The sequence below is a fragment of the Neptuniibacter caesariensis genome (genome assembly GCF_000153345.1).
GTDB lineage: Bacteria > Pseudomonadota > Gammaproteobacteria > Pseudomonadales > Balneatricaceae > Neptuniibacter > Neptuniibacter caesariensis.
On record NZ_CH724125.1, the window covers coordinates 1,036,367 to 1,059,096 of the forward strand.

The window sequence follows — 22,730 nt, forward strand, 5'->3', positions numbered from 1 at the left end:
TACCTTTCTAAATACCACAGCCCTGTGTAAGATCACGCATAGCGACATCTCCTGTTTTCCTGATAAACAGGGTAATCTCACCCACATCAATACCGAATTTAGACATACTCGCCCGATTAATCAGATTTTCTTCATCAACCAAATACATCCAATCGTTTAGCTGGATATCCCATACCTTCTCTCCTATCGGTACCTGTAAGGTATAGCGCCAGTTTAGTGCATGACCTTTAACCTCACCTGTGGCTTTGCCTAGCACATCTGCAGCGACGCCTGAATAATGACTTCCTTCCTTAGCCAGCCTCCAGCAACGGTGTTGCATTTCACCATCTGCAAATACAAAGTTTTCATCCAGCACTCCGCGATTCTCTTCCCATTTACCTACGATGTCCGCACGAAAACGCCTGAGCACCTTACCGCTTCGATCCTGAACTATTCCATAAGCCTCTAATTGGCCTGAAAAAAATTGTTCTAGCTGAAGCTTGGGTTCGGTACCCTGGTATTCATCAATCGTTGCCGAGCAACCAGCGATCACCAGTAAAACTGACAATAAAAATAACTTACTCCGCGGGTTCATTGTTTAGCTCCAATAGTGCTCTCACCTCTGAGGCGTGAAGCGAGTTTTGGGTATTTACCGTCTGGTGAAAGCCAGATCCGGGGAAAAGTTTCCGAAAATAATGGGTCTTTAATGCTGCCAATTAACCGCTGGTTAAAAATGAAGTGGCCAACCCGGTTAAGATCAGTCTGATAAACAAGCTGATCACCTTTATTAATGTCTGGCCAGATCACTGCTAACTCATTGATCCATCGACTCCTTACCCCTTCTTCAGTCACGAAACGTTTTAACTGCTTATCTGTTTCCTTAAGTAGATCTTCCTTACTGATATTTCGTTTGTATAACAATTGAATTGCTAATGGTTGCTGATAGCTTTCGAACTGCCCGTTTAGGGTCAAAAGCGAAGCATCATAAATATCAAACCAGAGCACAGATAAGCTGGCTTTACCGACAACAATCCATGCTTCATTTTGAATCTCGCTGGCTTTTAATGATTGCGAATGGACCAGGGCAGACAAAATCAGAGCAGTAAATATGACATTGAACCTAGGCAAGGTTTTCCCTCCTAATACGTCGGGTTAAGAAAATAAGCAGTGGGTAAAGAAAGGTCCAAACCACCAGTAAAATCAGGAAAGTACTTAGCCATCCATAACCAAATTCGACAGCGTCTAATTTAGCGGCCGCTAGGTAAGTACTACTGCCACCAAGCCCACCTACCAAAAAGGCGAGAGGGATACGGTCCGAGAAATACTTCAAACTAATCTGCAACGTAGCGCAGAAGCCGAACCAAAGGAGTGCTAACCATAAGGGAGGAAAATGACTATCAGGGAAAATAAAAACGCCATTGAGGGTCAGGCTAAGATCTACCGAAAAACCGAGTAGTGCGCTAAAGAAAAGTACTTTTAATTCGCTACCAGGCTGGCTATGAAAAAAAATGTGCAGCAACAAAATAAATGTCACTGGAAGAATAACTGCGTTACCAAACAGGATAGATAACCACCAGACAAGCTGAAAGCCGATCAGATTGACCCAAAAGTTTTCACTCATATATTCCCTCCCGTTTAAATCTATTACGCGAGGAGCAGGCAAGCAGATCAGTTGTTCTGTGAATCTGGGGCAAAGGTTGTCTGAAGTTTTTCTAAGGCAATCTTTTGTAGTTGTCTCACTCTCTCAACACTGACATTCAACTGATGCGAGATCTCTTCAAGTGTGTGTTCGGTATGACAATCGATTCCGAAACGCATCTTCAGTACTTTATATTCTCGTTCGTTCAAGCGTAAAGACATCCGTTCGAGCATACGTCGCTTCAATGCGATATCGGTCTCTTTCTCAGCCGCCATAGCATTATCTTCAAGAGTCGATTCCACAGTGAGATCTTCACCTTCCTGGGAGCGGCTCACTGGCTGGCTTAATGACAAAGGCTCTGCAGGAAACGATTTAATCTTTTCAAGCATGGCTTCGGGAATACTGGTTAATTCGGATAGTTCAGTGGTCCCTGGATACCGACCATACTGATTGAGAAAACGCACCGACTCGCGTTTGATGACACTTAGCTTTTCCTGCAAGTAACTTGGACGGGAAATTGTATGGTAGTTTTTCTGCAAAGCCGTTTTGAGTACGTTTTGAATACACCAGAAAGCATAAGTGGAAAATCGGTAGCCATGAACAAAATTAAAACGATCAGCAGCCTTCAGCAGACCGATATTTCCCTCCTGTATAAGGTCATCCAGACTGACTCCGCTACTTTTAAATCGCAGGGCTACAACGTAAACCAACCGGAGGTTTTTCTCGATAAGTTTACTTCGTAGTTTCTCATAGCGACTTATTAAGCTATCAACCTCTTCAGTGGTACGAAGACCTGAGGTGAGGATCCTTACTAGCTTTTCTCTGCCAAAGGTCAAATTGCCTACTAACTGGATTAGATTCCCTAAAATAATTTTCTGCTGCTTTGATTCCTCATTAAGAAGCAACATAACTTCAAGGGTATCGATAAGGGTGTGCAGGATGTTTGCAATGTAGGCAGGCTCATTAGAAAACTTCCAACGCTTGGTGGCCTGTCCCATACGATCTTGATATGAGAAAAGGTAGGTATCCAACTCATCAGCGAGTACTTGCAAGCCCTCCTCAGATTCACATATCAGCTCGACCATTTCAGAGATAACCAGATCAATTTCACGGCCTAACTGACGCTCCGCATCAGCAGATAAGAGGTCCAGACGGGAAAGTTCCTGGCTGTAAATATCAAGTGAACTGGCTTCTGATATATTGTTTACAGCCGGTTGCAGGCTTAGCTCGTCGCCGGCCTGAAATGCGATATTCAGATCAGTCATTTAGGGTAGCTCATTGCAGTATATTTCTGTAATCACTGCAATGCGATACGCGTTAATCCGCTGACTGGATTGATTAATATTTTTCTAAAAGAGCCACACCTTGCCGATACCCCAGACCTCCATTGCCATGAACAAGGCCATACTTTTCAGCACCTTCCAGTAACCTATGATGCATAGTGATCAGACCGTTAAGCGCTGGATTATTCCATGGCGCACGGGCCAGATTCATACCGCCAGTTACGGTAATGCTATGCGATTCAAGAAATTCAGGTATTTCATCCAGAACATCAACTAAGCCACTAATCAGCAAGAATGCCATGGGGACCACCGGATAGCAGGTATAGGCTTCAAGTAATGCTTCACCGTTTTTAAAGCGTGACGGGAAATCAAAATCGGCGTGCTCACAACAACTATCATAAGCCTGCTTAAGATGTTCATAACAGGCAATCTGATCGATGTAGCCTTGCCCATCCCCTTCTGTTCGGCCCAGTCCAACCGCTTTAACTTCAACCCGTTCACTCGCAGGAACCTTCAGTTGATCAGCAAGCTGCTCATTACAGATGAGGATTCTGCCGGAGAAATCAACGAGAGGGTTAGCACAATCAACGCCCCTAAAGAGCCCAGTTATCGGCTGATACCATTTATCTCCCGGCAATAGCTCTGGACTAAATTCATCAGCAAGCGCATTTCGATAACTCAGTTTGTAGTTATCGAATAACGCCCGTGCGATCTCTTTAAAATGTTCATCTGAGCGGTCATGTACTTTAAGAAAATGAGAGGCTAGATCGTTATATGCATCGGTCAGAGGATAATCATCACCGTAAATCGACATCCGAGCCAATCGCTCCTCACGCGCATAACCCGACTTCAGCAGATCTTCGCCACTAATTAATACAGCGTTACTACCGGCTTCAATTAACTGTTTAGCTCGGGCCAAAGCCTCAATAGGTGCACAACCACTTCGGAAGTGATTTTCTTGTTCAGGACTGTGCCAATCGGTGCGCAGGGGCTCGATGACTAACTCAACGATCGTTTCTCCCATCTCACGGATAGCCTCTTCTAACGCCAGGCAGTGCTGTTGAGATCCCAGGTTATCGACTGTTTTAGCCGCAGAAACAATTAATGCTTTATCCATCTCGATACTCAGACCTGTACTTAACTTCAGAGAACAGCAGAATAGCAAAATAAGGGTTTACCCGCATCTCATATATTCAGAGCAGCTCTTTCAAAGCTTCGCATATCTTTGCTATAAACTTGCTAACCTGTAAGGAATACACCGTTACATTCAAATCAGGAACGCTGATCACAAAAGGACAACAATGAAGCTTTTTGCTCTGATACTTTTTAGCCTAATGACTCTCTGCGGTTGCTCCGCCCCGGAAATTACCCCAGAACACCTTACTGAAGAGCAAATAAAGCAGGAACGAACTCGCCAGTTTTCCCAAGCCCACCAATATCAATTGAAGCAACGAATCAGGTTATTCGAAGTTGCCCGCCCTCTATTAACAAAGAACACAGAAAGCTGCCCCAAAAACCAGCATTACTCACTGGGCGTTCTTTTTCATCGATTAGCGGATTACCCCATTGAACAGCGGGGTGCCATCGCTGAGCTTTATAATCTGGATGAACAGCTCAAGGTTCTGTATCCACTAAAAGGTACACCCGCTGAAAACCTGCTAGAAGTTGGGGATCTACTGCTAAGTATCAATCAGGAAAAAATCATTCCCGAGAAAGCCTCGGGACAATTCAAGGCGCTACTTAAAGATGGTCAGCCTGTGACTATTGAACTGGTGCGTAACGGTAAACAACAACAGGTTACTCTGCAGCCGGAATTAATCTGCAGCTACCCTATTATTTTAAGCTCTTCGGACTCAATCAACGGATTTGCTGACGGTAATCGGATTATCATTACCGCAGGGCTTATGCGTTTTACCGAACAAGACAATGAACTTGCCCTGATCATTGCCCATGAGATGGCCCACAACACCCAAAGTCATATCCCCCAACGCTTGGGAAACAGCGCTATTGGTAGCCTGATTGACTTTGTCTTGATTAGCAGCGGAATTCCGTCTCCATTTGTTGGCGCGGGTTTGGGCGCGAACCTGCATACTCAGGATTATGAAACAGAAGCAGATATTATTGGGCTGAAGTTAATGCACAAGGCTGGCTATGAAATTGAAGGCATGGACGACTTCTGGAGACGCATGGCAACCCTCCACCCGCAAACAATCACCCATGGGAAGCAGATCTCTCACCCAACCACAGTAGAAAGAGCGCTGCGAATTGAAAAAGAGATAATCCGTATAAAAAATTCAGAAAACCTGTCAACCGATTCGAAATCAGAACGTTGAATAGGTATGAATAGATTTAAATGCCAGCATCGGGATCAGTTTCTGTGCAATCACTAGATCAGTTTCTTGCCGAGGTTGAAGGCCGGGCTTTTCAGATAGCACGTATTGCGACCGGTTGCGATCAGGACGCTCTGGATATAGTTCAGGAGAGCATGATAAGTCTGGTCACAAGTTACAGCGATAAATGTGAGAGTAACTGGAAACCTCTGTTTTATCGGATCTTACAGAACCGAATAACCGACTTTCATAGGCGTAAAACTCTGACAGGAAAAATATTCGCCTGGATCGGCCTGAAAAAAGCAGATGAAGAGGATATCGATCTGCTAGAACAGATTGCAGACCCTAATGCTGATATGCCTGAACTGGCATTATCCAAAGATCGATTTAGCGATGCGCTCATTCATGCGCTGGAACAACTTCCAGCCAGACAACAGCAAACATTCTTACTGAGAATCTGGGAAGGTTTGAGCGTTAAAGAGACCGCTGAAGCAATGCAGTGCGGTGAAGGAAGTGTCAAAACCCACCTTTCCCGAGCAACGCAGACTTTAAGAGCTCACCTTGAGCCACACTATTTTTCAGGTGACCATCATGAATCATGAAAAAGACCAGGCATTTCATGAAGCGGCCAGGGAGGCACTGGATAAGCAAGAATCACAACTTACCCCTGAGGTAAAGCGTGCGCTATACCAAGCCCGTGTGGATGCTTTACAAAAGCGTAATCAAGATAAGGATTCCACAAGACTCTGGGGCTGGTCATTACAAAAAAGTCTTTACCCTACTGGTTTGGCGATGGCAGCCATACTGACCATGGTCCTGTGGTTACCAGATACGGGCTCAGAAATAGTGCCAGATTCAACCAGCACACAATTTAGTGCCGAGACACTCGATATGCTCAGTGCGGAAGAGGATTTATCATTCTATGAAGATCTCGAATTTATTAATTGGCTCGCTACGCAGCCTGAGCAAGGGTAGTGTATTTATGCTTTTGCTCACTGCCCCACTGTCCGCCAATGAAAGCGCTCCTAGTTTGAGTTTTCTCGAGTATCTGGCAGAAGAGGAAAACCAAAGCTGGATGATTAATATTCTCGAAGAAAACCCAGAAAAGACGCTTGAGAAAAAAGAAGAGGAGACTCAAGATGACTCAGAATAAACCTCTTATCTTCTCTTACGCTTTGTGTCTGGCACTCGTCTTCAGTCCTGCAGCTAAGGCAGAAAAACTCAACTGGAATCAATTAACTGATTCACAACAGTCCGTACTACAACCCTTCCAGGAAAAGTGGAGCAACTTAACTGAGGAGCGCCAGCAAAAATTGCTAAAGGGTGCTGAGCGTTACCAAAAAATGACTCCTGAGCAACGCGCCAGAGCAGAGAAACGCTTCAAACGCTGGCAGTCACTCACACCTGACCAACAAGCTAAACTCAAAAAGCAGTTCCAACGCTGGAATCAATTGTCACCTGAGCAGAAACAAAAGCTCAGAAGCCAGTTTAAGCGTTTTAAAGAATTACCGCCCGAGAAGCGTCAGGCGCTGCGTAAAAAATGGAAAGAACTAAGTCCCGAAGAGCGGAAAGCTTTTCGGCAGAAACTCCGGGATCGTCGCAATAATCAGAACTAAACGGCCAATAGGCCGTTTTTTTATTCTTTTTGTCAACCAAACCTGTTCCATAGCGTTTTAGAAAGTAACAAACAATTAAATTAAGGGACAGAATAATGAAAATTCAATTGATCACTTCGCTGTTAGCGCTAAGCCTTACTTTTTCTGGATTTGCATCTGCCGACAAAGGGGATCGAGTTGAACGCCACCTTGATAAAAAAGGCGATCGTATCGAAAACCATTTGGATCGAAAGGGTGACCGCATCAATGATCGGCTGGATAGAAAATCAGAAATTGCTGCCAGCCAGGGCAAAGATAAGCTGGCGGCAAAACTAGACCGTAAAGGCGATCGCATTGATGCTCGACTGGACCAGAAAGGCAGCCGCATTGATGCTCGGCTTGATCGTAAAGGTGACCGTTATAATCAAAACCATTGATGCACAGATACAATCTTCCAAGCCACGTTATCACGTGGCTTTTTTTGTACTCACACCTAGCGACTAGGGAACTTCTCCACAAACATGTATACTGTTTAGATAACAGCACCTTATATAATTGATAATAATTAGATCGAGCCAGATTCGGAGTTTCTTGTATGTCAGACGAACCATTTTTCCTTAAGGAAGAGAAAGAGAAACTGGGTCTGCAAAGAGGCAATGGACAGACTGAAGCTACGCTGGAACCTTTACAGTTAGGTAAGCGGGTTAAGGAGATACGACTTAGCCAGAACCTGACCCTCGAAGAAGCCAGCAAGTTAACAGGTCTTGCTCGCTCTACGCTTTCTAAGATAGAAAACGAACAGATTTCCCCAACGTTCAGTGCGGTAAATAAGCTTGTAAAGGGATTGGGCATCGACATTCCGCAGCTTTTTTCTCAACCGCGCCGGGGCGCTGGTGCAGGTGGTCGCCGTGATATTACTCGCGGTGGTGAAGGCCTGCCCCATCCAACACCAACCTACGAGCACGAACTACTAGCAACCCAGCTCAGCACCAAAAAGATGATTCCCTATCGTACAACCGTTAGGGCACGCACTTTTGACGAATATACTGACTGGGTCCGCCATGATGGCGAAGAGTTTCTGTTTGTACTTCGGGGTTCACTGCTTCTGTATACAGAGTTTTATGAGCCACTTGAATTATTTGCCGGTGATTCCGCCTATTACGATTGTGAAATGGGCCACGCTTTGGTTTCTACCAGCGAAGAAGATGCAGAGGTAATCTGGGTTACCGCATAAAAGTCATAGAGGCTGCATCATTCAGTTGATGCAAAAGCAAAGGATTCGGTTATACTGAAACTAACCTTCCTGAACACCGTCACATCTTCGTTTGTTCAAACAAACTTTTGCTGTGGCGGTTTTTTTTATCTTATCAAGTTACCAGCCGTATCCTGCTAGCGCTATTCTATTCTCAGACTGCCAAAGCCCAGTTTTCTTCATCTGTTCAAGAGCCTCGCTCGAATGGGTGGCTATGGTTTCAAACAAAGAAAACACCTGATTAAGCTCGGCTAGCAGCGCACCTTCTTCTGGTTTAGTTAGCCATAACTCATAGGTGTCTAAAGCTAAAACAGAAGCCGTCTGCTGCTCAACGAAAGCACTCCATTCTTTAAAAAGCGCCCTATCGATCTCACTCAAACTAGATTCCATCTGCTCAAATACAATACCGAGGTTAGCAACAAGGCTTTCACGTTTAGCAACAAGTAAAGGATATTCAGACCCCGCATGCCCCTTAATAATGGCATCATCACCCTCTCCTACTGGGAAACACCGGATATCAACCTGGGTAAATGCGAGTAGCCACATAACCGGGATCTGGTGGTTTGCTACCGCTACAACTTCTGCCTGAGTATCAGTATTCGCTTCGGGAAAATCATCCATCGCTAACAGAATTAATCGTGTCCCTAACATAAGACTCCCCTATAGCTGTTCAATCTTGTACCCCTGATCACGGAGCATCTTCAGAATACCATCAGGGCCAATCAAATGTGCGGCCCCCACCAATACCAACTCAATTTCAGCTGACTTTAACATCGTTTGAATCTGAGGAAACCATCTTTCATTTCGCTCGACAAGTAAGGATCGATAGACTCTGGGGTAGTTCATTTTCATATCATTAACTACCTCACGCTCGAGGCCTGCAACGTCGCCTGTTTTCCAGTAACGAACCATACTACGCATCATGGTTTCAGTCTTTGCCATATCATCCAGAGTCTGACGCAGAAAACGCTCTTCATTACCCTCTCCCAGTTCAGCAATAAAGCTCATGTGCTGCTCAATGGATTCAAGACCTGCGACCTTTCTACCCGTAGCGACTGCCTGTTTATAGTAATAGGTATCCGCACCGCTCTCTGAGATACCCAAACGCTGAAATTCAATCGCCAGCATAGTCAACATGACACCCGCAGGCTTCATACCAATAAACATGTTCGGCATCAGTTGGCGATCTTTAAGATATTGATTTAATTCGCTGTAAAGTTGACTTGATATCTGCTGGTTAAGCAGACGTCCGTCCTGATAGGAAAGCTGCGACATGAGCATTAATTGGGTTTGCGGATCTAACAGCTTTTGCATATCAGTTTCCAGAACAACCGTTTCTGAAGACTCGAACGCTTGATCAAAAGCTTTAGGGAAAGGCAAATCTTCTGGCGCGAGTAGATGAATAGTCCCCCCCAGATAAAGATGGGTATCACCTTTACTCACTTTCCATAAGGCGGTTTCCGCCCAAACCGGAAATGCACAGCAGATTGCAAGAATGGCACTAATAACTGATTTCATGAAAATCCTTTCTCTAAGTCCAGACAAACATTAATTTAGCTACCTTAGCATATACCCGGAAAAACTAATTCAGATTACAGCCGAACCCTGCTATGTTGTAGAAAAACAAGAAAAAGTACAAAGAGCAGAAGTATGTCAGAACTCACCTCATCCGATCTCAACATCCTATTGGTTGAACCCTCTGCAATGCAGCGGAAAATTATTCGCCAGGAGCTTAATAAGGAATTGGTTGAAGCCATCGATGAAGCTGACAGTGTTAGTTCTGCACAAGTCAGGATAAAAGCGGTACGGCCTGATCTGGTGATTAGCTCACTTTACTTACCCGATGGTTCAGCAATGGATCTATTGCAATTCATCCGTCAGTCAGATGAATTGAGCGACCTGCCATTCATGCTTATCTCCAGTGAAACCCGACATTCCGAGCTTGATCAATTCAAGCAATCGGGTGTCATCGCCATTTTGCCCAAACCTTTTTCGCACGATAACCTTGCAACAGCGATTAACTCGACGTTGGATCTGCTATCAAATGATGAGCTGGACCTTGAATATTACGACCCGGCATCACTGCGAGTATTAGTCGTCGATGATAGTCGTATGGCGCGTAATGTAATTATCAAAGTACTTGGTAATCTTGGTATCACACATATCACCCAAGCGGTTGATGGTTCAGAGGCGATGCAACTTTTACCAAATGGCTTTGACCTTGTAGTTACCGATTACAACATGCCAGAGGTCAACGGACTTCAACTCGCCGAATATATTCGAAGTTCAATTGATTATTCTCACTTGCCAATCATGATGGTAACCAGTGAGTCCAGCCATGCTCATCTGAGTAATGTGGCTAAATCTGGCGTAAATGCCATGACAGACAAGCCATTTGAACCCTCTACGGTGAAAAAGTTACTCGCAAGAATTCTTGAAGACTAAATCCCCGCTCTCTGGACTGACTAACCTGATCTGGACCTGTTACCCTCAAATTCTCAAGATAACGGTATAAATCAATTAAAAACTGATCAATCCTTGCTCTGAGCCAATCGAAGTGTATAATGCCACGCTTTCCTACCAGAGCAGCCTATACTGTATCCTAAATTACTTTGATGCAGCCCTGCCCTAATTCCAAACAGGTACCTCATAAATATGAATTCAGAAGATCAGCTATCATTTGCTGAACTTGGCATTGCAGAACCCGTTTTAAAAGTACTCGACGAGATCGGTTACGAAACGCCTTCTCCGATTCAAGCAGCTAGTATCCCGCACCTTTTAGAAGGTCGCGACCTGCTAGGTATTGCTCAAACAGGTACTGGTAAAACAGCAGCGTTCTCACTGCCGTTACTGTCTCGGCTGAACCTTAAGAGCCGTAACACACAGCTTCTGATTCTGGCACCTACCCGTGAATTGGCAATCCAGGTTGCTGAAGCTTGCCAGACATACGCACGCAACTTACCAGACTTCCATGTACTGCCTATCTACGGCGGCCAGGCTTATGATAGCCAGCTGCGTCAGTTGAAGCGCGGTGCTCAGGTTGTTGTCGGCACACCAGGCCGTGTTATGGACCACATGCGTCGTGGTTCGCTAAAACTGGACAAACTACAAGCGCTGGTACTTGATGAAGCCGACGAAATGTTACGCATGGGCTTCATCGATGATGTTAACTGGGTTCTGGAGCACACTCCGGAAGATCGTCAGATTGCCCTGTTCTCTGCAACTATGCCTGCGCAGATCAAATCAGTTGCCGAAGCGCACCTGAATGATCCTGCCGAAGTCAGAATTAAAGCGAAAACAGCAACCGCTACTACCATCACCCAGAAATACCTACGTGTATCTGGTAATCAAAAGCTGGACGCCGTCACCCGCATCCTTGAGATGCAGGCATTTGATGCAATGCTGGTCTTTGTTCGTACTAAATCAGCTACGGTAGAACTGGCGGAAAAGTTATCAGCTCGTGGTTATGCCTGCGAAGCTTTGAATGGCGATATTTCGCAAAATCTGCGTGAGCGCACAATCGACAAACTGAAGCGCGGCCAGATCGACATTCTGATTGCTACTGATGTTGTCGCACGTGGTCTTGACGTTGAGCGTATCAGCCACGTACTAAACTACGATATCCCATACGATACCGAATCTTACATACACCGTATTGGCCGTACCGGCCGAGCGGGTCGTGAAGGTGAAGCAATTCTGTTCGTTTCTCCACGTGAGCAACGTATGCTGAAATCGATTGAACGCGCAACGCGCCAGAAGATCGAATCCATGCAACTGCCTTCTACGGATGATATCAACGAAAAACGTGTTCAGCGTTTCGTAGATCGTATCAGCCAGACAATCGACGGCCAGGATCTGGATTTCTTCCGCAATCTGCTGACTGAATATCAGCAGGAGCATGATGCAGACCCAATCGTAATCGCTTCAGCTTTAGCTCATCTTCTTCAGGGTGAAACGCCATTATTGATGAAAGAGCAGGAAAGGCCACCACGTCGCGAACGTGAAGGCCGAGATGGTCGCGATAACCGAGACAAGCGCCCACCAAAAGGTATGTCTACTAAGGCGAAAGCGCTTAAGGACCATCCTGATGTGGAGATGAAACGCTATCTGATCAATGTCGGTCACGACAATGATGTTGCGCCGAAAAACATTGTCGGCGCTATTGCCAATGAAGCAGATCTGGATGCTAACTTTATCGGTAGTATCGAAATCTTTGATGATTGCTCTACTGTAGACCTGCCAGCAGGCATGCCAAAATCTGTTCTACAGCAACTTCGCAAAGTTGTTGTATGCGGCCAGCGCCTTAATATCAAGGAAGCGGCTGGAGGCGGTGGCGGTCAACGCCGTGGCGGTGGAAATCATCGTGGAAAAGGCGGAAACCACCGTGGCAAGCCACGTCGCAACAAAGATTCAAGAAAGTCTAAAGAGAGTTAATTGACTCTTTAATTACCCATGGTAATCCCCTTTATCAGAGGTGCTACACCCCCTTCGTATGCACCTCTGGTACTCCAAGGGGTACGGGCATTTAGATGGATCTGATACTCAGATCCAGCCAGGGATAGCATAAAAAAGGCAAGCTGATAGCTTGCCTTTTTTATTACACATTTAACCTGTCCGGGTTTATTCCGCAGTCACCATAATAGCTTCTACTTCAATATCCGCATCCTTAGGTAACTGCTTTACAGCATAGGCTGCGCGCGCCGGATAGGGTTCAGAAAAGTATCGAGCCATCACCTCATTTACCGTCGCAAAGTGCCCCATATCTGACAACAGAATAGTGACTTTCACCACATCAGCCAGCGAACCTCCTGCCGCATCAGCCACTGCTTGCAGGTTCTTAAATACCTGTTCAGCCTGAGCTTCAAAAGACTCAGTAACCATCTCCATTGTTTCTGGTACCAGAGGAATCTGACCAGACATATAAACAGTACTTCCAACACGCACCGCTTGTGAGTATGTACCGATTGCTGAAGGGGCATTTTCCGTACTGATAATGCTTTTATTCATTTTTTTTCCTATCAAAAGAAAAGGTAATTTTTATTCTAGATTAAGACATTGATTGAATTTCAAAACCCTGGGTACTTAACGCGCACCGATACTGACTCGCACCTTTGATGGCACTTTAGGGTTAAAAATACATCGAAGGACAGCACCAGCTTCTACTTCATAATAGAGAAGCGTTCCATGCCCCTCATTGTGCCATTTCACTTGGTCGAAGTCTTGATTGCTCCAGTGACGGTTCCACAATGCAGAGTGAGCGGCACGCATTGAAAATGCCCTTCCACAGTAGGCCTCTGCCTGATCCCTGTATTGCTTGCTCCAGCACTCAAGGCTTTTTTTACAACGGGTTAATTTAACCCGGGTGTTAGTTCTTTTATACATCTGCACACATTGGCTACGAACAGCGGCATTTGAGTATGTTCTGCATTTAGCAAGATCAGCCTCGTTTACCTGCGCATAAACAGGGCTGCCGATAGCAGCAATGACCAGCAGAATAAAGCTTCTGAACATTGGCATTTCCTTTAAGCTCAATGTTGGTTAGTTATTGCAGTTTACACTTAGAATTATTTTCTAACCAGTAATGCGGGGATAACGTATAATCCCCCTTTTTTCCATGGTGCAGTCATGCAACGCGCAGACTTACTCCTCGTTGAACTCGGGTTCGCCCAATCACGTACCCATGCTCAGCGCATGATCAAAAACAATCAGGTTACTGCTTTCTTCAAAGGGCGCTGGCAATGTTTATCCAAACCAGGTATTAAGCTTGAAAGCAGTACTGAATTTAAGATCGAACAAGCTGATATTGACCGCTTTGTTTCTCGGGGAGCAGTAAAGCTACAAGCAGCTCTAGAGCTAAACATTGTTGATCCCGCGAATAAGGTTGCCATCGATGTTGGCCAATCCACAGGCGGGTTTACTGATTGCTTACTACAGGCAGGGGTGGCTAAGGTCGTTGGCATTGAGGTGGGCCACGATCAACTTGCAGAGAAGCTCAGGGAAGATAGCAGAGTCACCTGTTATGAAGGCATGAACGCGCGCGAGTTACCTTCCGATCTTTCTCAGGCACATACCGAGGGCCGTGGTTTCGATCTTGCGGTTATGGATGTTTCCTTTATTTCACAGACTAAGATCCTTCCCTCCCTCGCCCCACTGATAGCCCCCAATGGTTATTTAATTACCTTGGTGAAGCCTCAATTTGAGGTGGGTAAAGAGGGTATTGGTCGTGGGGGTATCGTGAAAGATACTTCTCTGTATCCTGAGGTTCAAAGCCTGATTGAAAAATGCTGTTTGTCTCTGGAGCTTGAACCAGATACCTATATACCAAGCCCAATTAAAGGTGGGGATGGCAATCAGGAATTTCTCCTGATTGCCAAAAAGAAAGGTTAGTCCTGTATTTTGTAGACGTAGATAACTTCTACCGTTGAGCCGCCATCTTCATAGCGAATGGATTCGCAGAGATCATTAACCAAAGCAATACCTCGTCCGGAGAACTGCCCAGGCTCTACGTTTCCACCTTTACGTAACCAGTGTTCATAATCAAAGCCATCACCACTATCCATTACACGTACCAGCAATCGCCCTCCGGTCGAGAGCCGCGTGTGCTGCATATAGAGTGATACAGCTCCTGAGCTTAAACCCTCTAAACGTCTTTCACGTTCAGTAAAATACTCAGCGAAGCCTTCAGGGGATGATTTGAGACTAGATTCGAGCTTCAGTACCCCATGATCAAGCGCATTGACGTAAAGCTCGGTCAAAATACTGAAGACACTATGCCAGTGATCGCCGCCACCCTCTGTTTCTTGCAGGCGACTTAGTGCCTGTGCAACGGGGTTAATACGGCTTAAGCTTTTCCCCTGAAGTTCTAGACTCCAGTTCCAGATATCCAGCGCTTCAGCTTCTATTTCACCTACAGCCTCTTCACTGGACGCGATCTCCTGAACACCTTGAGGAAAGACTCTGCCCGGAATATCCACCAGCGAAATATCATCTTTCTGAATATTATCGCCAACAAATTCGCCAAGATCTTTGAGAATTGCATCAACCAGACTCTCTGGTTCTTTAGCAATGGTTGTTAATAATCGCTCCTCACCAAACTGCTCTTCTGCACGGTTTTCAGCTTCTATTACACCATCGCTTAGCAGCAGAATATGATCATCAGGCTGCAATGTTGTGTGCTCAAAATGAAGGCCCTTAAGCTGCGGCAGAATACCTAAAGGCGGGTGCTTAGATTCTGTACGGTGTACCACTTTTCCCTTGGAAACCACCATGATATCCGGCAAACCGCCATTCCAGATCTTCGCACTGCCGTCCTGACTTAAGGTTACGATCCCTGTCGCCAGAAACATCCCCGTGGGCAATAAGCGCTGAAGTTTTCGATTGATCTGGCCAACAATTTCTTCAGCATCATAGCCCTTAGCGGTCATCGCACGAAAAGTCTCAGATAGTGGAAGTGCCCCTACGGTAGATGTCAGTCCGTGGCCCGTAAAATCGCCCAGTAGCACATTCAACTCACCATTAGGCCGGAACGCACTTAATTGCACATCACCGCTGAATGTCTCAGCGGGCTGTTTATGAATACGAATCTGATCCAGAGCTGCATTGGCAGATTCAACCGCTCCGCTAAGCAGTTGCTCCGCTACCTCTTCTTCACGAGCACGCAGGTGGTTTAAGCGATTAACCTGACGATATAGTTGAGCAATTCGTCTCAGGGCATAGATCTTCCCTTCCAGAAGCTCAAAAGGAAAAGGGCGCTGGATAAAATCATCGCCGCCCGCATCAATCGCTTCGCGGATGACATCCTGCCCCTCGGCTCCGGAAACAAAGATAATTGGAATAAACCGATCACCTGCGAGTTCTTTAATCTGCCGGGTTGCCTCAATACCATCCATTTCAGGCATATTGACATCCATCAGGATCAGACTGGGTTTTTGTTCCTCATAGATCTGAATCGCTTGCAGACCGGTCTCAGCATAAACGGGTTGCAGACCAAGATCAGATATCATCTGCCCCAGGATCTGTCGGTTCAAGCGCATGTCATCGACGACAAGAACTCGTTCATCTCCACTAACTGCTTTGGCGAGTTCCGCTTCGACCATCATTAACCCTCAATCGTCACAAACTGATCAAAGTTTGCAATCGTCAAAATCTTGCGCACCGACTCATTTGGCTTTTCAATAACAACGCGCCCACCTAGCTTCTCTGCATGCTCTTTCAGCAGAAGGATCATCCCTAATGCAGAACTATCCATATAGGTCGCTTGTGAAAGGTTCAACGTATAAGTAGTGCCTGTCTGATTTGTATTTCGATATGCATCACGAAAAGATTGATGTAATGAGTAATCAAATTGTTGGGAGATGTTAATCGTTACTTTCTTTGCATCGCTATTACTTTGTACTGAAATTGCCATGTGCCGTTATTCCTACTCAATACTTATAGAATGAATCCAAAAACTACTGCTTCTAGAACAGTTCGACATCACCTTCATCCATGTCGTTCTGGGATACAGTTCTAACTTCGTTGCGTTTCAGAGCCTGCTCCCTCAGCTCGCTACAACGCCTCATGCATGTATCAGCCGCTTCTGCATCAACACGATGATCAGCAGTGACTACATTTGAAATTAATGAGGACACCTCATTAAGAGAATCGATATTATGCTCAACGGAGTTCAGCGCCTGGGACGATATATCTTCAAATTGTAGAGACCTCACTGCCTGATCAACACTACTGCTTAGCTGATCACCTACCTCAGAGATTTCCATCACCTTGTCATTAAGGAAATGGTTCATCTCAGCCATGTGCTGCAACATCACTGACATCTGCTCTTTAGTCCCAATGGTGTCACTCATATCGGTAGAAGCCATGCTACCGACGGTACTGCGCAGTATTTCGATCGTTTCTTTGGCTGAACCAATCTCTTCACGTATCTGGTTATTCAATTCTGCTGAATTGATCGATAAGGTTCTTACCTCATCTGCTACAACCGCAAAGCCGCGCCCTGCTTCGCCGGCACGTGCAGCCTCAATGCTCGCATTCAATGCTAAAAGGTTCGTTTGACTCGCCAGACCCTCTACATTCTCAATCAGTCCGAAGATACCATCGAGCTTTTCTACCATGTCATCGATATGGTGAACCGTTTCTAAACTGTTCTTACTTACATCGACCATCACTGCGACAAACTGATCTAACGTACGACCCGTTTCTGAAATGAAGTGTTTTATATTAAAGGTTTGTTCATCGCTTACCGATTCATCTTCATGGGTCTGCTCAATAATTTCACGGGTAAGGACCGCCTGACGCGCAGACAGATCATGCAGCGTGTGAAAACTATCACTCAGCAGATGAACCGATTCTTTTATTAAAGCATCAACTCGCTCTACCTCCTGATTTACAATCCGGGCATCATGAACCAGCGTTTTTGATACTTCATTAATTGCATCATGTAACACCGGATCGACTGTTCCAGCATTCGCGACACTCTGACTGACCGCAGGCGAGGGCTCACTAACCGTTGAGCCATCACCTTTAAACTGGAGTAGTAAAGAAATAATCACCACTGCCAGACAGGTATAATTAATGGCACTCCCTAGCCCAACTGTTTCCGAGACCGCGAGTACAATGCTCGCCAAAATCGCAACAATGGCCATAACCTTTTTAAGCTTCATCTGATTAACCTCTCAATATCAGAATCAGGATAGATGTTGCACAAGTCGTTGCGCAATTTTATTTAAAGGGAGAACTTCACTCGCCGCTCCAACCCTAACCGCGGCACCTGGCATTCCCCAAACCAAGCTAGTCGCTTCATCTTGTACAATGTTGTGAGCACCTTTATCGAACATACGCTTCATGGCAACAGCACCATCTTCACCCATACCCGTTAACATAACTCCTGTCACTTTCAGCATCTTAAGGGGCAGAAGTGAATCAAACATGACCTCTACAGAGGGTTTATGCCTGTTAACAGGGTCACCATCAGTTATCCTGCACACATATTCATGTCCATTTTGTTCAACCTTAAGGTGATAATCCCCCGGTGCTATATAAACATGCCCTGGCCTTAAAACTTCACCTTCACGGGCTTCACCTACCTTTAGCTGAGAATGGCGACATAGACGGTTTGCGAAGCGCTCACTAAAGCTCGCCGGAATATGCTGGGTGACAATGATAGGTGGCATGTTTTCAGGGAGCTCTTGAAGGATTTCATGCAAAGCTTCTGTCCCCCCTGTAGATGAACCGATCGCAACTACTTGGTTTTGATTACGAATCTGCGAAGATGCTTGTACCACCTTTTCTGCTGTCGCAGAGGCTCGCATAAACTTAAGCTTTGGCGCAGAGTTGGCAGCCATCTCAATTTTACTTACCAGATCCTGCTGAAATTTAGTTAACACATCATCCGACTCGGAGGCTGCAGGTTTAGCAATGAAATCTACCGCTCCCAATTCAAGTGCCTGAAGGGTCGGTTCAGCGCCATCATGGGTCAGTGAAGAAAGCATAACCACTGGCATAGGGTTCAGCTTCATCAGGTTCTTTAAAAAAGTGATGCCATCCATCCTAGGCATCTCGATATCCAGTGTTAAAACATCTGGTTTTAACTGCTTAATTTTATCCCGTGCATCATATGGATCTACAGCGGCTCCCACCACTTCTATATTAGGCTGAGCAGACAACATTTCAGCTAAAACACTACGTACCACTGCTGAATCATCTACAATTAATACCCGGATTTTATCCATACTTTTTCCTAAATCCCTCAAAACAATTCAACATCACTGTCATCAAGGTTCCTATCCACTTCGACACGATAAGAACGTTCTTCTTCAATCAGGCGCTGATCTTCACGATGATCTAACTTATTAACCAACATCCGCCCCTCAAGAGGGAAGTATGCAACTCTACGTGCCTGATCCCCTCCTAAATCTGAGGCTATCAGGTTTAGCCCCTCATCCTCTATATACTTAAGGATGAAATCTATATTTTGCTGGCCAATATCACTAAGCCCTACCATCATATTTCCACCACCGGTGAGCTTTACCTGCATATTCTGTCGCTGACAACCTTGCTTCATCATATCGTTAATCAACTGCTCCATCGCAAACAGCCCATAACGTGATGAACTTCCGATATGATCCGCTTCCCCAGCGGGAAGCATAAAATGATTAAGCCCGCCAAGTCCCATGACTGGATCATAAATACAAGCTGATATGCATGAGCCCAATACAGTAGTAATGACAACATCCTGATTAGCTACATAATGCTCACCAGGTTTTACTTTAACCGCATAACGTTTCCAGCGGGGTTCCCAAAAGGGCCCAAAATGCGAAAAGTCACTGAGCTGTTGTGGGATTTCGGGTCTATCTATCATCCTTTATCAGACCTTCCTGTAGATAGTTTTTCCAACTAATTCGAAGCTTGTCGCATGCCTCGCTAGAGCTTCAGAATGACCAACAAAAAGATAGCCATTGGGCTTCAATAAAGCAGCCATTCGATCCAGCAGTTTTTCCTGGGTGACCTGATCGAAATAGATCATCACATTTCGACAGAAAATAAAATCTAATGGGCCTTTATGGGGCCACTCTTCCATCAGATTTAAATGGCGGAAGGTAACAAGTTGTTGAAGCTCCTGGCGGATCTTAACGCTGCCTTCATTTTTACCTTTGCCTTTAAGAAACCAACGCTTGATCTGCGCAGCAGGAAGCGACTTGATCCTCTCTTTATCATAGACCCCATTTGAAGCGCTCTGAAGTACCTTGGAATCAATGTCGGTCGCTAACAACCGAACATCCCAACTCTCGGTATTTACCTGGCTTTCCCTTATCGACATGGCCAGGCTGTAGGTCTCCTCTCCAAGCGAACACCCAGCCGACCAACCTCGCAAACGGCGTTGCCCCGAAGCTTGGATTTCAGGAAGAATCGTCGACTGAACAAAATCAAAATGGTGTTTTTCACGAAAAAACGCAGTCAGGTTAGTAGTCAAGGCGTTAATAAACTGACCAAACTCAACCGGGTTCCTTTCCAGTAGCTGCAGATAATCATCAAAGTTATCCAGCTTAAGCTCTCGAAGGCGTCTGACCAACCGGTTATAGGCCATATCCATCTTATGGTCAGCTAGCACAATCCCTGCATAATCATAGAGCTCATCCCTGACCTTAATAAAATGCTCACGAGTAAAAAGGAACTCGCGATCCTGATCAGCTCTTGCCACGGCCACTAATCCTCAGGGGGGGATGGTGGCTAGAGGGAATGACTCCCTCTAACCATTGGATATGTATTAAAACTCTTCCCACTCATCATCACTGCCCCCTGCAGAGATGATAGGTTGAGGTGCGGCTGAGCGCTTAGGCTCGGGCGCTTTAGCAACAGGAGCTGCCGGCGCGGCATTTGTCTGTCCAGCCAGCTCTCGTAAACGGCTCATGCTTTGCTGCGGAGCGGATGAGGCAAGGTGCTCTCCTCCGTTTTGGTCTTCTGATACGATGAACTGGTTTACCAAACTCTGAAGCTGGCCAGCCTGATCTTCCATTGAAGATGAAGCCGCTGCAACCTGCTCAACCAGCGCTGCATTTTGCTGAGTACCTTCATCCATCTGAGTTACAGCAATATTTACCTGTTCGATACCGATCGCCTGCTCACGGCTTGCCGCGGCAATCTCGCTGATAATCGTAGACACATTTTTAATGGCATCCATGATCTCAACCAGCGCTTTGCCGGACTCATCAACAAAGAGGCCACCCTCTTCTACTTTCTCAACGCTGTCACTGATCAACTCTTTAATCTCTTTTGCAGCGCTGGCACTGCGTTGCGCCAAACTACGGACCTCAGAAGCAACTACAGCAAAACCTCGACCCTGTTCACCCGCTCGGGCCGCCTCAACCGCCGCGTTCAAAGCAAGTAGGTTAGTCTGGAATGCAATCTCGTCGATAACACCAATGATTTCAGCAATTTTGGTCGAACTCTGACGGATGTCACCCATCGAGGTAACCACTTTACTGGAAATTTCGCCGCCTTTATCAGCAAGTGCCTGAGCTTCAGATGCTTGCTTTCTCGCTTCTTCAGCATTATCGGCATTCTGTCTTACCGTACTGGTCATCTGCTCCATACTTGCCGCAGTTTCCTGCAAACTAGCAGCCTGGGCTTCAGTGCGAGAACTTAGCGTACCGTTACCACTTGAGATTTCAGATGCGCCCGTCGTAATAGTTGAACCCGCAGAACGGATCTCTCCAACCATATTGTTAAGGTTGGTGATTGAACTATTCAACGAAGAATTCAATTCAGCAAACTCACCGTGGAAATCGCCACTCATCTGCTGAGTAAGATCACCTTCAGATAACGCATTCAAAACGCGCTTAACTTCACGCATAGGCACAACGACAGCATCCAGCATCTGATTAACGCCTTCTGCAATATTGCGCATAAACCCTGAGTAGATCTGAACATCTAAGCGCTCATTCAGTTCACCGACACTGGCTTTCTGAATAAGTTGCTCAACCTGCTCTTCAGCGATAAGTTGATCCGTAACATCCATCCACTCCACAACGGTACCCAATCGATGATTTGAATCATCAACCACTGGATTTGCTGTCAGACGGAAACTACGTTTACCTACCTTGATCTGACCTTTATGGGTCGTTTTAAGCGCCTCAAGCATACGACGCTGATGCTCAGGGTTCTTATGGAAAATATCGATATTGGAGCCAAGAATCTGATCAGCATCGAATTCCGGTAGCTGTTCACGAATATCTTCCTGCGCATTACGCATCATATTCACAACAGCTTCATTACAATAGATGATCTCACCTTCGTTATCGGCCACCATGACATTGGAAGAGACATTATCCAGCGCCACTTTAATGCGTTGGGAGCGTTGCGCTGCTTCCTTAGCATCATTGACCTCAAAACCTAATTTAACAGCCAAAATTTTCACTGCACGTTTCAGCTCACCAGTTTCCCCCGCTTCTTCAATAGGGATCGGCGCTAGGTACTCGCCTTCTGAGATATCCAGCATATGCCTTTGCGCTGCTTTCATCTCTTTAACTACACGATTATTCAGACAAGACTGAGCGCCCATCAGCATCATAATAAACGCAATAACAGGGCCCGCCATTAAGGCTGCACTTGGAAGCCCCGCAAGGTAAATACCTGCGTTGATCACTATGGCAGCGATCACTGCATAAATCGCAGTCTGAGTAAGACTTCCGGCAAGATCTGCTTTTGGAATACCACCTGGGGACGGTAATGACGCTTCTCCACGTTTTAACTTACCGTAAAGGGCTGTCGATTGGTCAATCTCTTCCTGAGAAGGCTTCGTACGAACTGACATGTACTCTACGATCTCACCGTTTCGGAAGATCGGGGTTACGTTAGCCTTTACCCAATAGTAATCACCGTTTTTACAACGGTTCTTAACGAGCTTTGACCAGGGCCTGCCTAATTTAAGCGTTTCCCAAAGGTCTTTAAATGCTGCAGGTGGCATATCAGGGTGACGAACAACATTATGGTTTTTCCCTAGTAGCTCATCACGACTAAAACCACTAATCTCGATAAAGGCAGGGTTTACATAAGTAATAATGCCCTTGAGATTTGTTTTAGTGACGAGCTCCTGGCCATCTCTGAGCTTAACTTCGTTATCCGTTACTGGCTCATTGATCTTCATTGTGTTTC

26 protein-coding genes are annotated in these 22,730 nt (G+C 45.7%); 10 read left to right on the forward strand and 16 right to left on the reverse strand.

Features of this window, described 5'->3' with window-relative positions:
* Window positions 1-7: 7 nt before the first annotated feature.
* The 5 genes from MED92_RS04945 to MED92_RS04965 form a co-directional block, all read right to left on the reverse strand.
* Window positions 8-574, reverse strand: coding sequence for a DUF3833 domain-containing protein (locus tag MED92_RS04945; RefSeq protein ID WP_007020403.1), 567 nt, complete (start codon window positions 572-574; stop codon window positions 8-10).
* Window positions 571-1,107 carry a hypothetical protein gene (locus tag MED92_RS04950; RefSeq protein ID WP_007020404.1) on the reverse strand — a complete coding sequence of 179 codons (537 nt, stop codon included), beginning with the start codon at window positions 1,105-1,107 and terminating at the stop codon, window positions 571-573. Before MED92_RS04950 ends, MED92_RS04945 begins: the two co-directional genes overlap by 4 nt.
* Window positions 1,100-1,600 carry a DUF2878 domain-containing protein gene (locus MED92_RS04955; protein ID WP_007020405.1) on the reverse strand — a complete coding sequence of 167 codons (501 nt, stop codon included), beginning with the start codon at window positions 1,598-1,600 and terminating at the stop codon, window positions 1,100-1,102. Before MED92_RS04955 ends, MED92_RS04950 begins: the two co-directional genes overlap by 8 nt.
* A gap of 47 nt (window positions 1,601-1,647) precedes the next feature.
* Window positions 1,648-2,883 carry a sigma-70 family RNA polymerase sigma factor gene (locus tag MED92_RS04960; RefSeq protein ID WP_007020406.1) on the reverse strand — a complete coding sequence of 412 codons (1,236 nt, stop codon included), beginning with the start codon at window positions 2,881-2,883 and terminating at the stop codon, window positions 1,648-1,650.
* A gap of 73 nt (window positions 2,884-2,956) precedes the next feature.
* Window positions 2,957-4,018, reverse strand: a complete 1,062-nt coding sequence (locus MED92_RS04965) for a hypothetical protein (protein WP_007020407.1) — start codon at window positions 4,016-4,018, stop codon at window positions 2,957-2,959.
* Between the two features lie 184 nt (window positions 4,019-4,202).
* Here MED92_RS04965 and MED92_RS04970 point away from each other — a divergent pair, with 184 nt between their 5' ends.
* The 7 genes from MED92_RS04970 (at window position 4,203) to MED92_RS04995 (ending at window position 8,060) form a co-directional block, all read left to right on the forward strand.
* Window positions 4,203-5,234 (forward strand): M48 family metallopeptidase, encoded by a 1,032-nt coding sequence (locus MED92_RS04970; RefSeq protein ID WP_007020408.1) that lies wholly within the window; start codon window positions 4,203-4,205, stop codon window positions 5,232-5,234.
* 44 nt (window positions 5,235-5,278) lie between these two features.
* Window positions 5,279-5,833: an RNA polymerase sigma factor gene (locus MED92_RS04975; protein WP_202899529.1), complete on the forward strand. Its 555-nt coding sequence runs from the start codon at window positions 5,279-5,281 to the stop codon at window positions 5,831-5,833.
* Window positions 5,823-6,206, forward strand: a complete 384-nt coding sequence (locus tag MED92_RS04980) for a hypothetical protein (RefSeq protein ID WP_007020410.1) — start codon at window positions 5,823-5,825, stop codon at window positions 6,204-6,206. Before MED92_RS04975 ends, MED92_RS04980 begins: the two co-directional genes overlap by 11 nt.
* A gap of 7 nt (window positions 6,207-6,213) precedes the next feature.
* Complete coding sequence (locus MED92_RS18955) at window positions 6,214-6,384, forward strand: hypothetical protein (protein WP_007020411.1); 171 nt, start codon at window positions 6,214-6,216, stop codon at window positions 6,382-6,384.
* The gene (locus MED92_RS04985) at window positions 6,371-6,847 is read left to right on the forward strand and encodes a DUF3106 domain-containing protein (RefSeq protein ID WP_007020412.1); all 477 of its coding nucleotides are present in this window, start codon (window positions 6,371-6,373) and stop codon (window positions 6,845-6,847) included. The genes MED92_RS18955 and MED92_RS04985 overlap by 14 nt, the downstream gene beginning before the upstream one ends.
* 95 nt (window positions 6,848-6,942) lie before the next feature.
* A complete protein-coding gene (locus MED92_RS04990) occupies window positions 6,943-7,263 on the forward strand; it encodes a hypothetical protein (protein ID WP_007020413.1) in 321 nt (106 codons plus the stop codon).
* Between the two features lie 158 nt (window positions 7,264-7,421).
* The gene (locus MED92_RS04995) at window positions 7,422-8,060 is read left to right on the forward strand and encodes a helix-turn-helix domain-containing protein (RefSeq protein WP_007020414.1); all 639 of its coding nucleotides are present in this window, start codon (window positions 7,422-7,424) and stop codon (window positions 8,058-8,060) included.
* Window positions 8,061-8,198: 138 nt separating this feature from the next.
* Here MED92_RS04995 and MED92_RS05000 read toward each other — a convergent pair whose 3' ends face one another.
* A complete protein-coding gene (locus MED92_RS05000) occupies window positions 8,199-8,729 on the reverse strand; it encodes a hypothetical protein (RefSeq protein WP_007020415.1) in 531 nt (176 codons plus the stop codon).
* 9 nt (window positions 8,730-8,738) lie between these two features.
* On the reverse strand, window positions 8,739-9,596 hold the full coding sequence (locus MED92_RS05005; RefSeq protein ID WP_007020416.1) for a TraB/GumN family protein: 858 nt from the start codon (window positions 9,594-9,596) through the stop codon (window positions 8,739-8,741).
* 132 nt (window positions 9,597-9,728) lie between these two features.
* Here MED92_RS05005 and MED92_RS05010 point away from each other — a divergent pair, with 132 nt between their 5' ends.
* Window positions 9,729-10,523: a response regulator transcription factor gene (locus MED92_RS05010; RefSeq protein ID WP_007020417.1), complete on the forward strand. Its 795-nt coding sequence runs from the start codon at window positions 9,729-9,731 to the stop codon at window positions 10,521-10,523.
* A gap of 210 nt (window positions 10,524-10,733) precedes the next feature.
* Window positions 10,734-12,512, forward strand: coding sequence for a DEAD/DEAH box helicase (locus MED92_RS05015; protein WP_007020418.1), 1,779 nt, complete (start codon window positions 10,734-10,736; stop codon window positions 12,510-12,512).
* A 186-nt stretch (window positions 12,513-12,698) separates the two neighbouring features.
* Here MED92_RS05015 and MED92_RS05020 read toward each other — a convergent pair whose 3' ends face one another.
* Together MED92_RS05020 and MED92_RS05025 are read right to left on the reverse strand one after the other, a co-directional pair.
* Window positions 12,699-13,085 carry a RidA family protein gene (locus MED92_RS05020; protein ID WP_007020419.1) on the reverse strand — a complete coding sequence of 129 codons (387 nt, stop codon included), beginning with the start codon at window positions 13,083-13,085 and terminating at the stop codon, window positions 12,699-12,701.
* Window positions 13,086-13,160: 75 nt separating this feature from the next.
* Window positions 13,161-13,589: a hypothetical protein gene (locus MED92_RS05025; protein WP_007020420.1), complete on the reverse strand. Its 429-nt coding sequence runs from the start codon at window positions 13,587-13,589 to the stop codon at window positions 13,161-13,163.
* 114 nt (window positions 13,590-13,703) lie between these two features.
* On the opposite strand from MED92_RS05025, the gene MED92_RS05030 reads away from it, so the two are divergent.
* Window positions 13,704-14,465 (forward strand): TlyA family RNA methyltransferase, encoded by a 762-nt coding sequence (locus MED92_RS05030; RefSeq protein WP_007020421.1) that lies wholly within the window; start codon window positions 13,704-13,706, stop codon window positions 14,463-14,465.
* Here MED92_RS05030 and MED92_RS05035 read toward each other — a convergent pair.
* The 7 genes from MED92_RS05035 to MED92_RS19315 all read right to left on the reverse strand — a co-directional run bounded on the left by MED92_RS05035 (window position 14,462) and on the right by MED92_RS19315 (window position 22,722).
* A complete protein-coding gene (locus MED92_RS05035) occupies window positions 14,462-16,177 on the reverse strand; it encodes an ATP-binding SpoIIE family protein phosphatase (RefSeq protein WP_007020422.1) in 1,716 nt (571 codons plus the stop codon). The two genes, MED92_RS05030 and MED92_RS05035, sit on opposite strands and share 4 nt — an antisense overlap.
* Window positions 16,177-16,485 (reverse strand): STAS domain-containing protein, encoded by a 309-nt coding sequence (locus tag MED92_RS05040; RefSeq protein WP_007020423.1) that lies wholly within the window; start codon window positions 16,483-16,485, stop codon window positions 16,177-16,179. The genes MED92_RS05035 and MED92_RS05040 overlap by 1 nt, the downstream gene beginning before the upstream one ends.
* A gap of 52 nt (window positions 16,486-16,537) precedes the next feature.
* On the reverse strand, window positions 16,538-17,740 hold the full coding sequence (locus MED92_RS05045) for a methyl-accepting chemotaxis protein (protein WP_007020424.1): 1,203 nt from the start codon (window positions 17,738-17,740) through the stop codon (window positions 16,538-16,540).
* 24 nt (window positions 17,741-17,764) lie between these two features.
* Entirely contained in the window at window positions 17,765-18,808 is a 1,044-nt protein-coding gene (locus MED92_RS05050; protein WP_007020425.1) for a protein-glutamate methylesterase/protein-glutamine glutaminase, read from the reverse strand.
* Window positions 18,809-18,825: 17 nt separating this feature from the next.
* On the reverse strand, window positions 18,826-19,437 hold the full coding sequence (locus MED92_RS05055) for a chemotaxis protein CheD (RefSeq protein ID WP_007020426.1): 612 nt from the start codon (window positions 19,435-19,437) through the stop codon (window positions 18,826-18,828).
* Window positions 19,438-19,443: 6 nt separating this feature from the next.
* Entirely contained in the window at window positions 19,444-20,277 is an 834-nt protein-coding gene (locus MED92_RS05060; RefSeq protein WP_007020427.1) for a CheR family methyltransferase, read from the reverse strand.
* A 66-nt stretch (window positions 20,278-20,343) separates the two neighbouring features.
* Window positions 20,344-22,722 carry a methyl-accepting chemotaxis protein gene (locus MED92_RS19315; RefSeq protein WP_007020428.1) on the reverse strand — a complete coding sequence of 793 codons (2,379 nt, stop codon included), beginning with the start codon at window positions 22,720-22,722 and terminating at the stop codon, window positions 20,344-20,346.
* Window positions 22,723-22,730 lie beyond the last annotated feature (8 nt).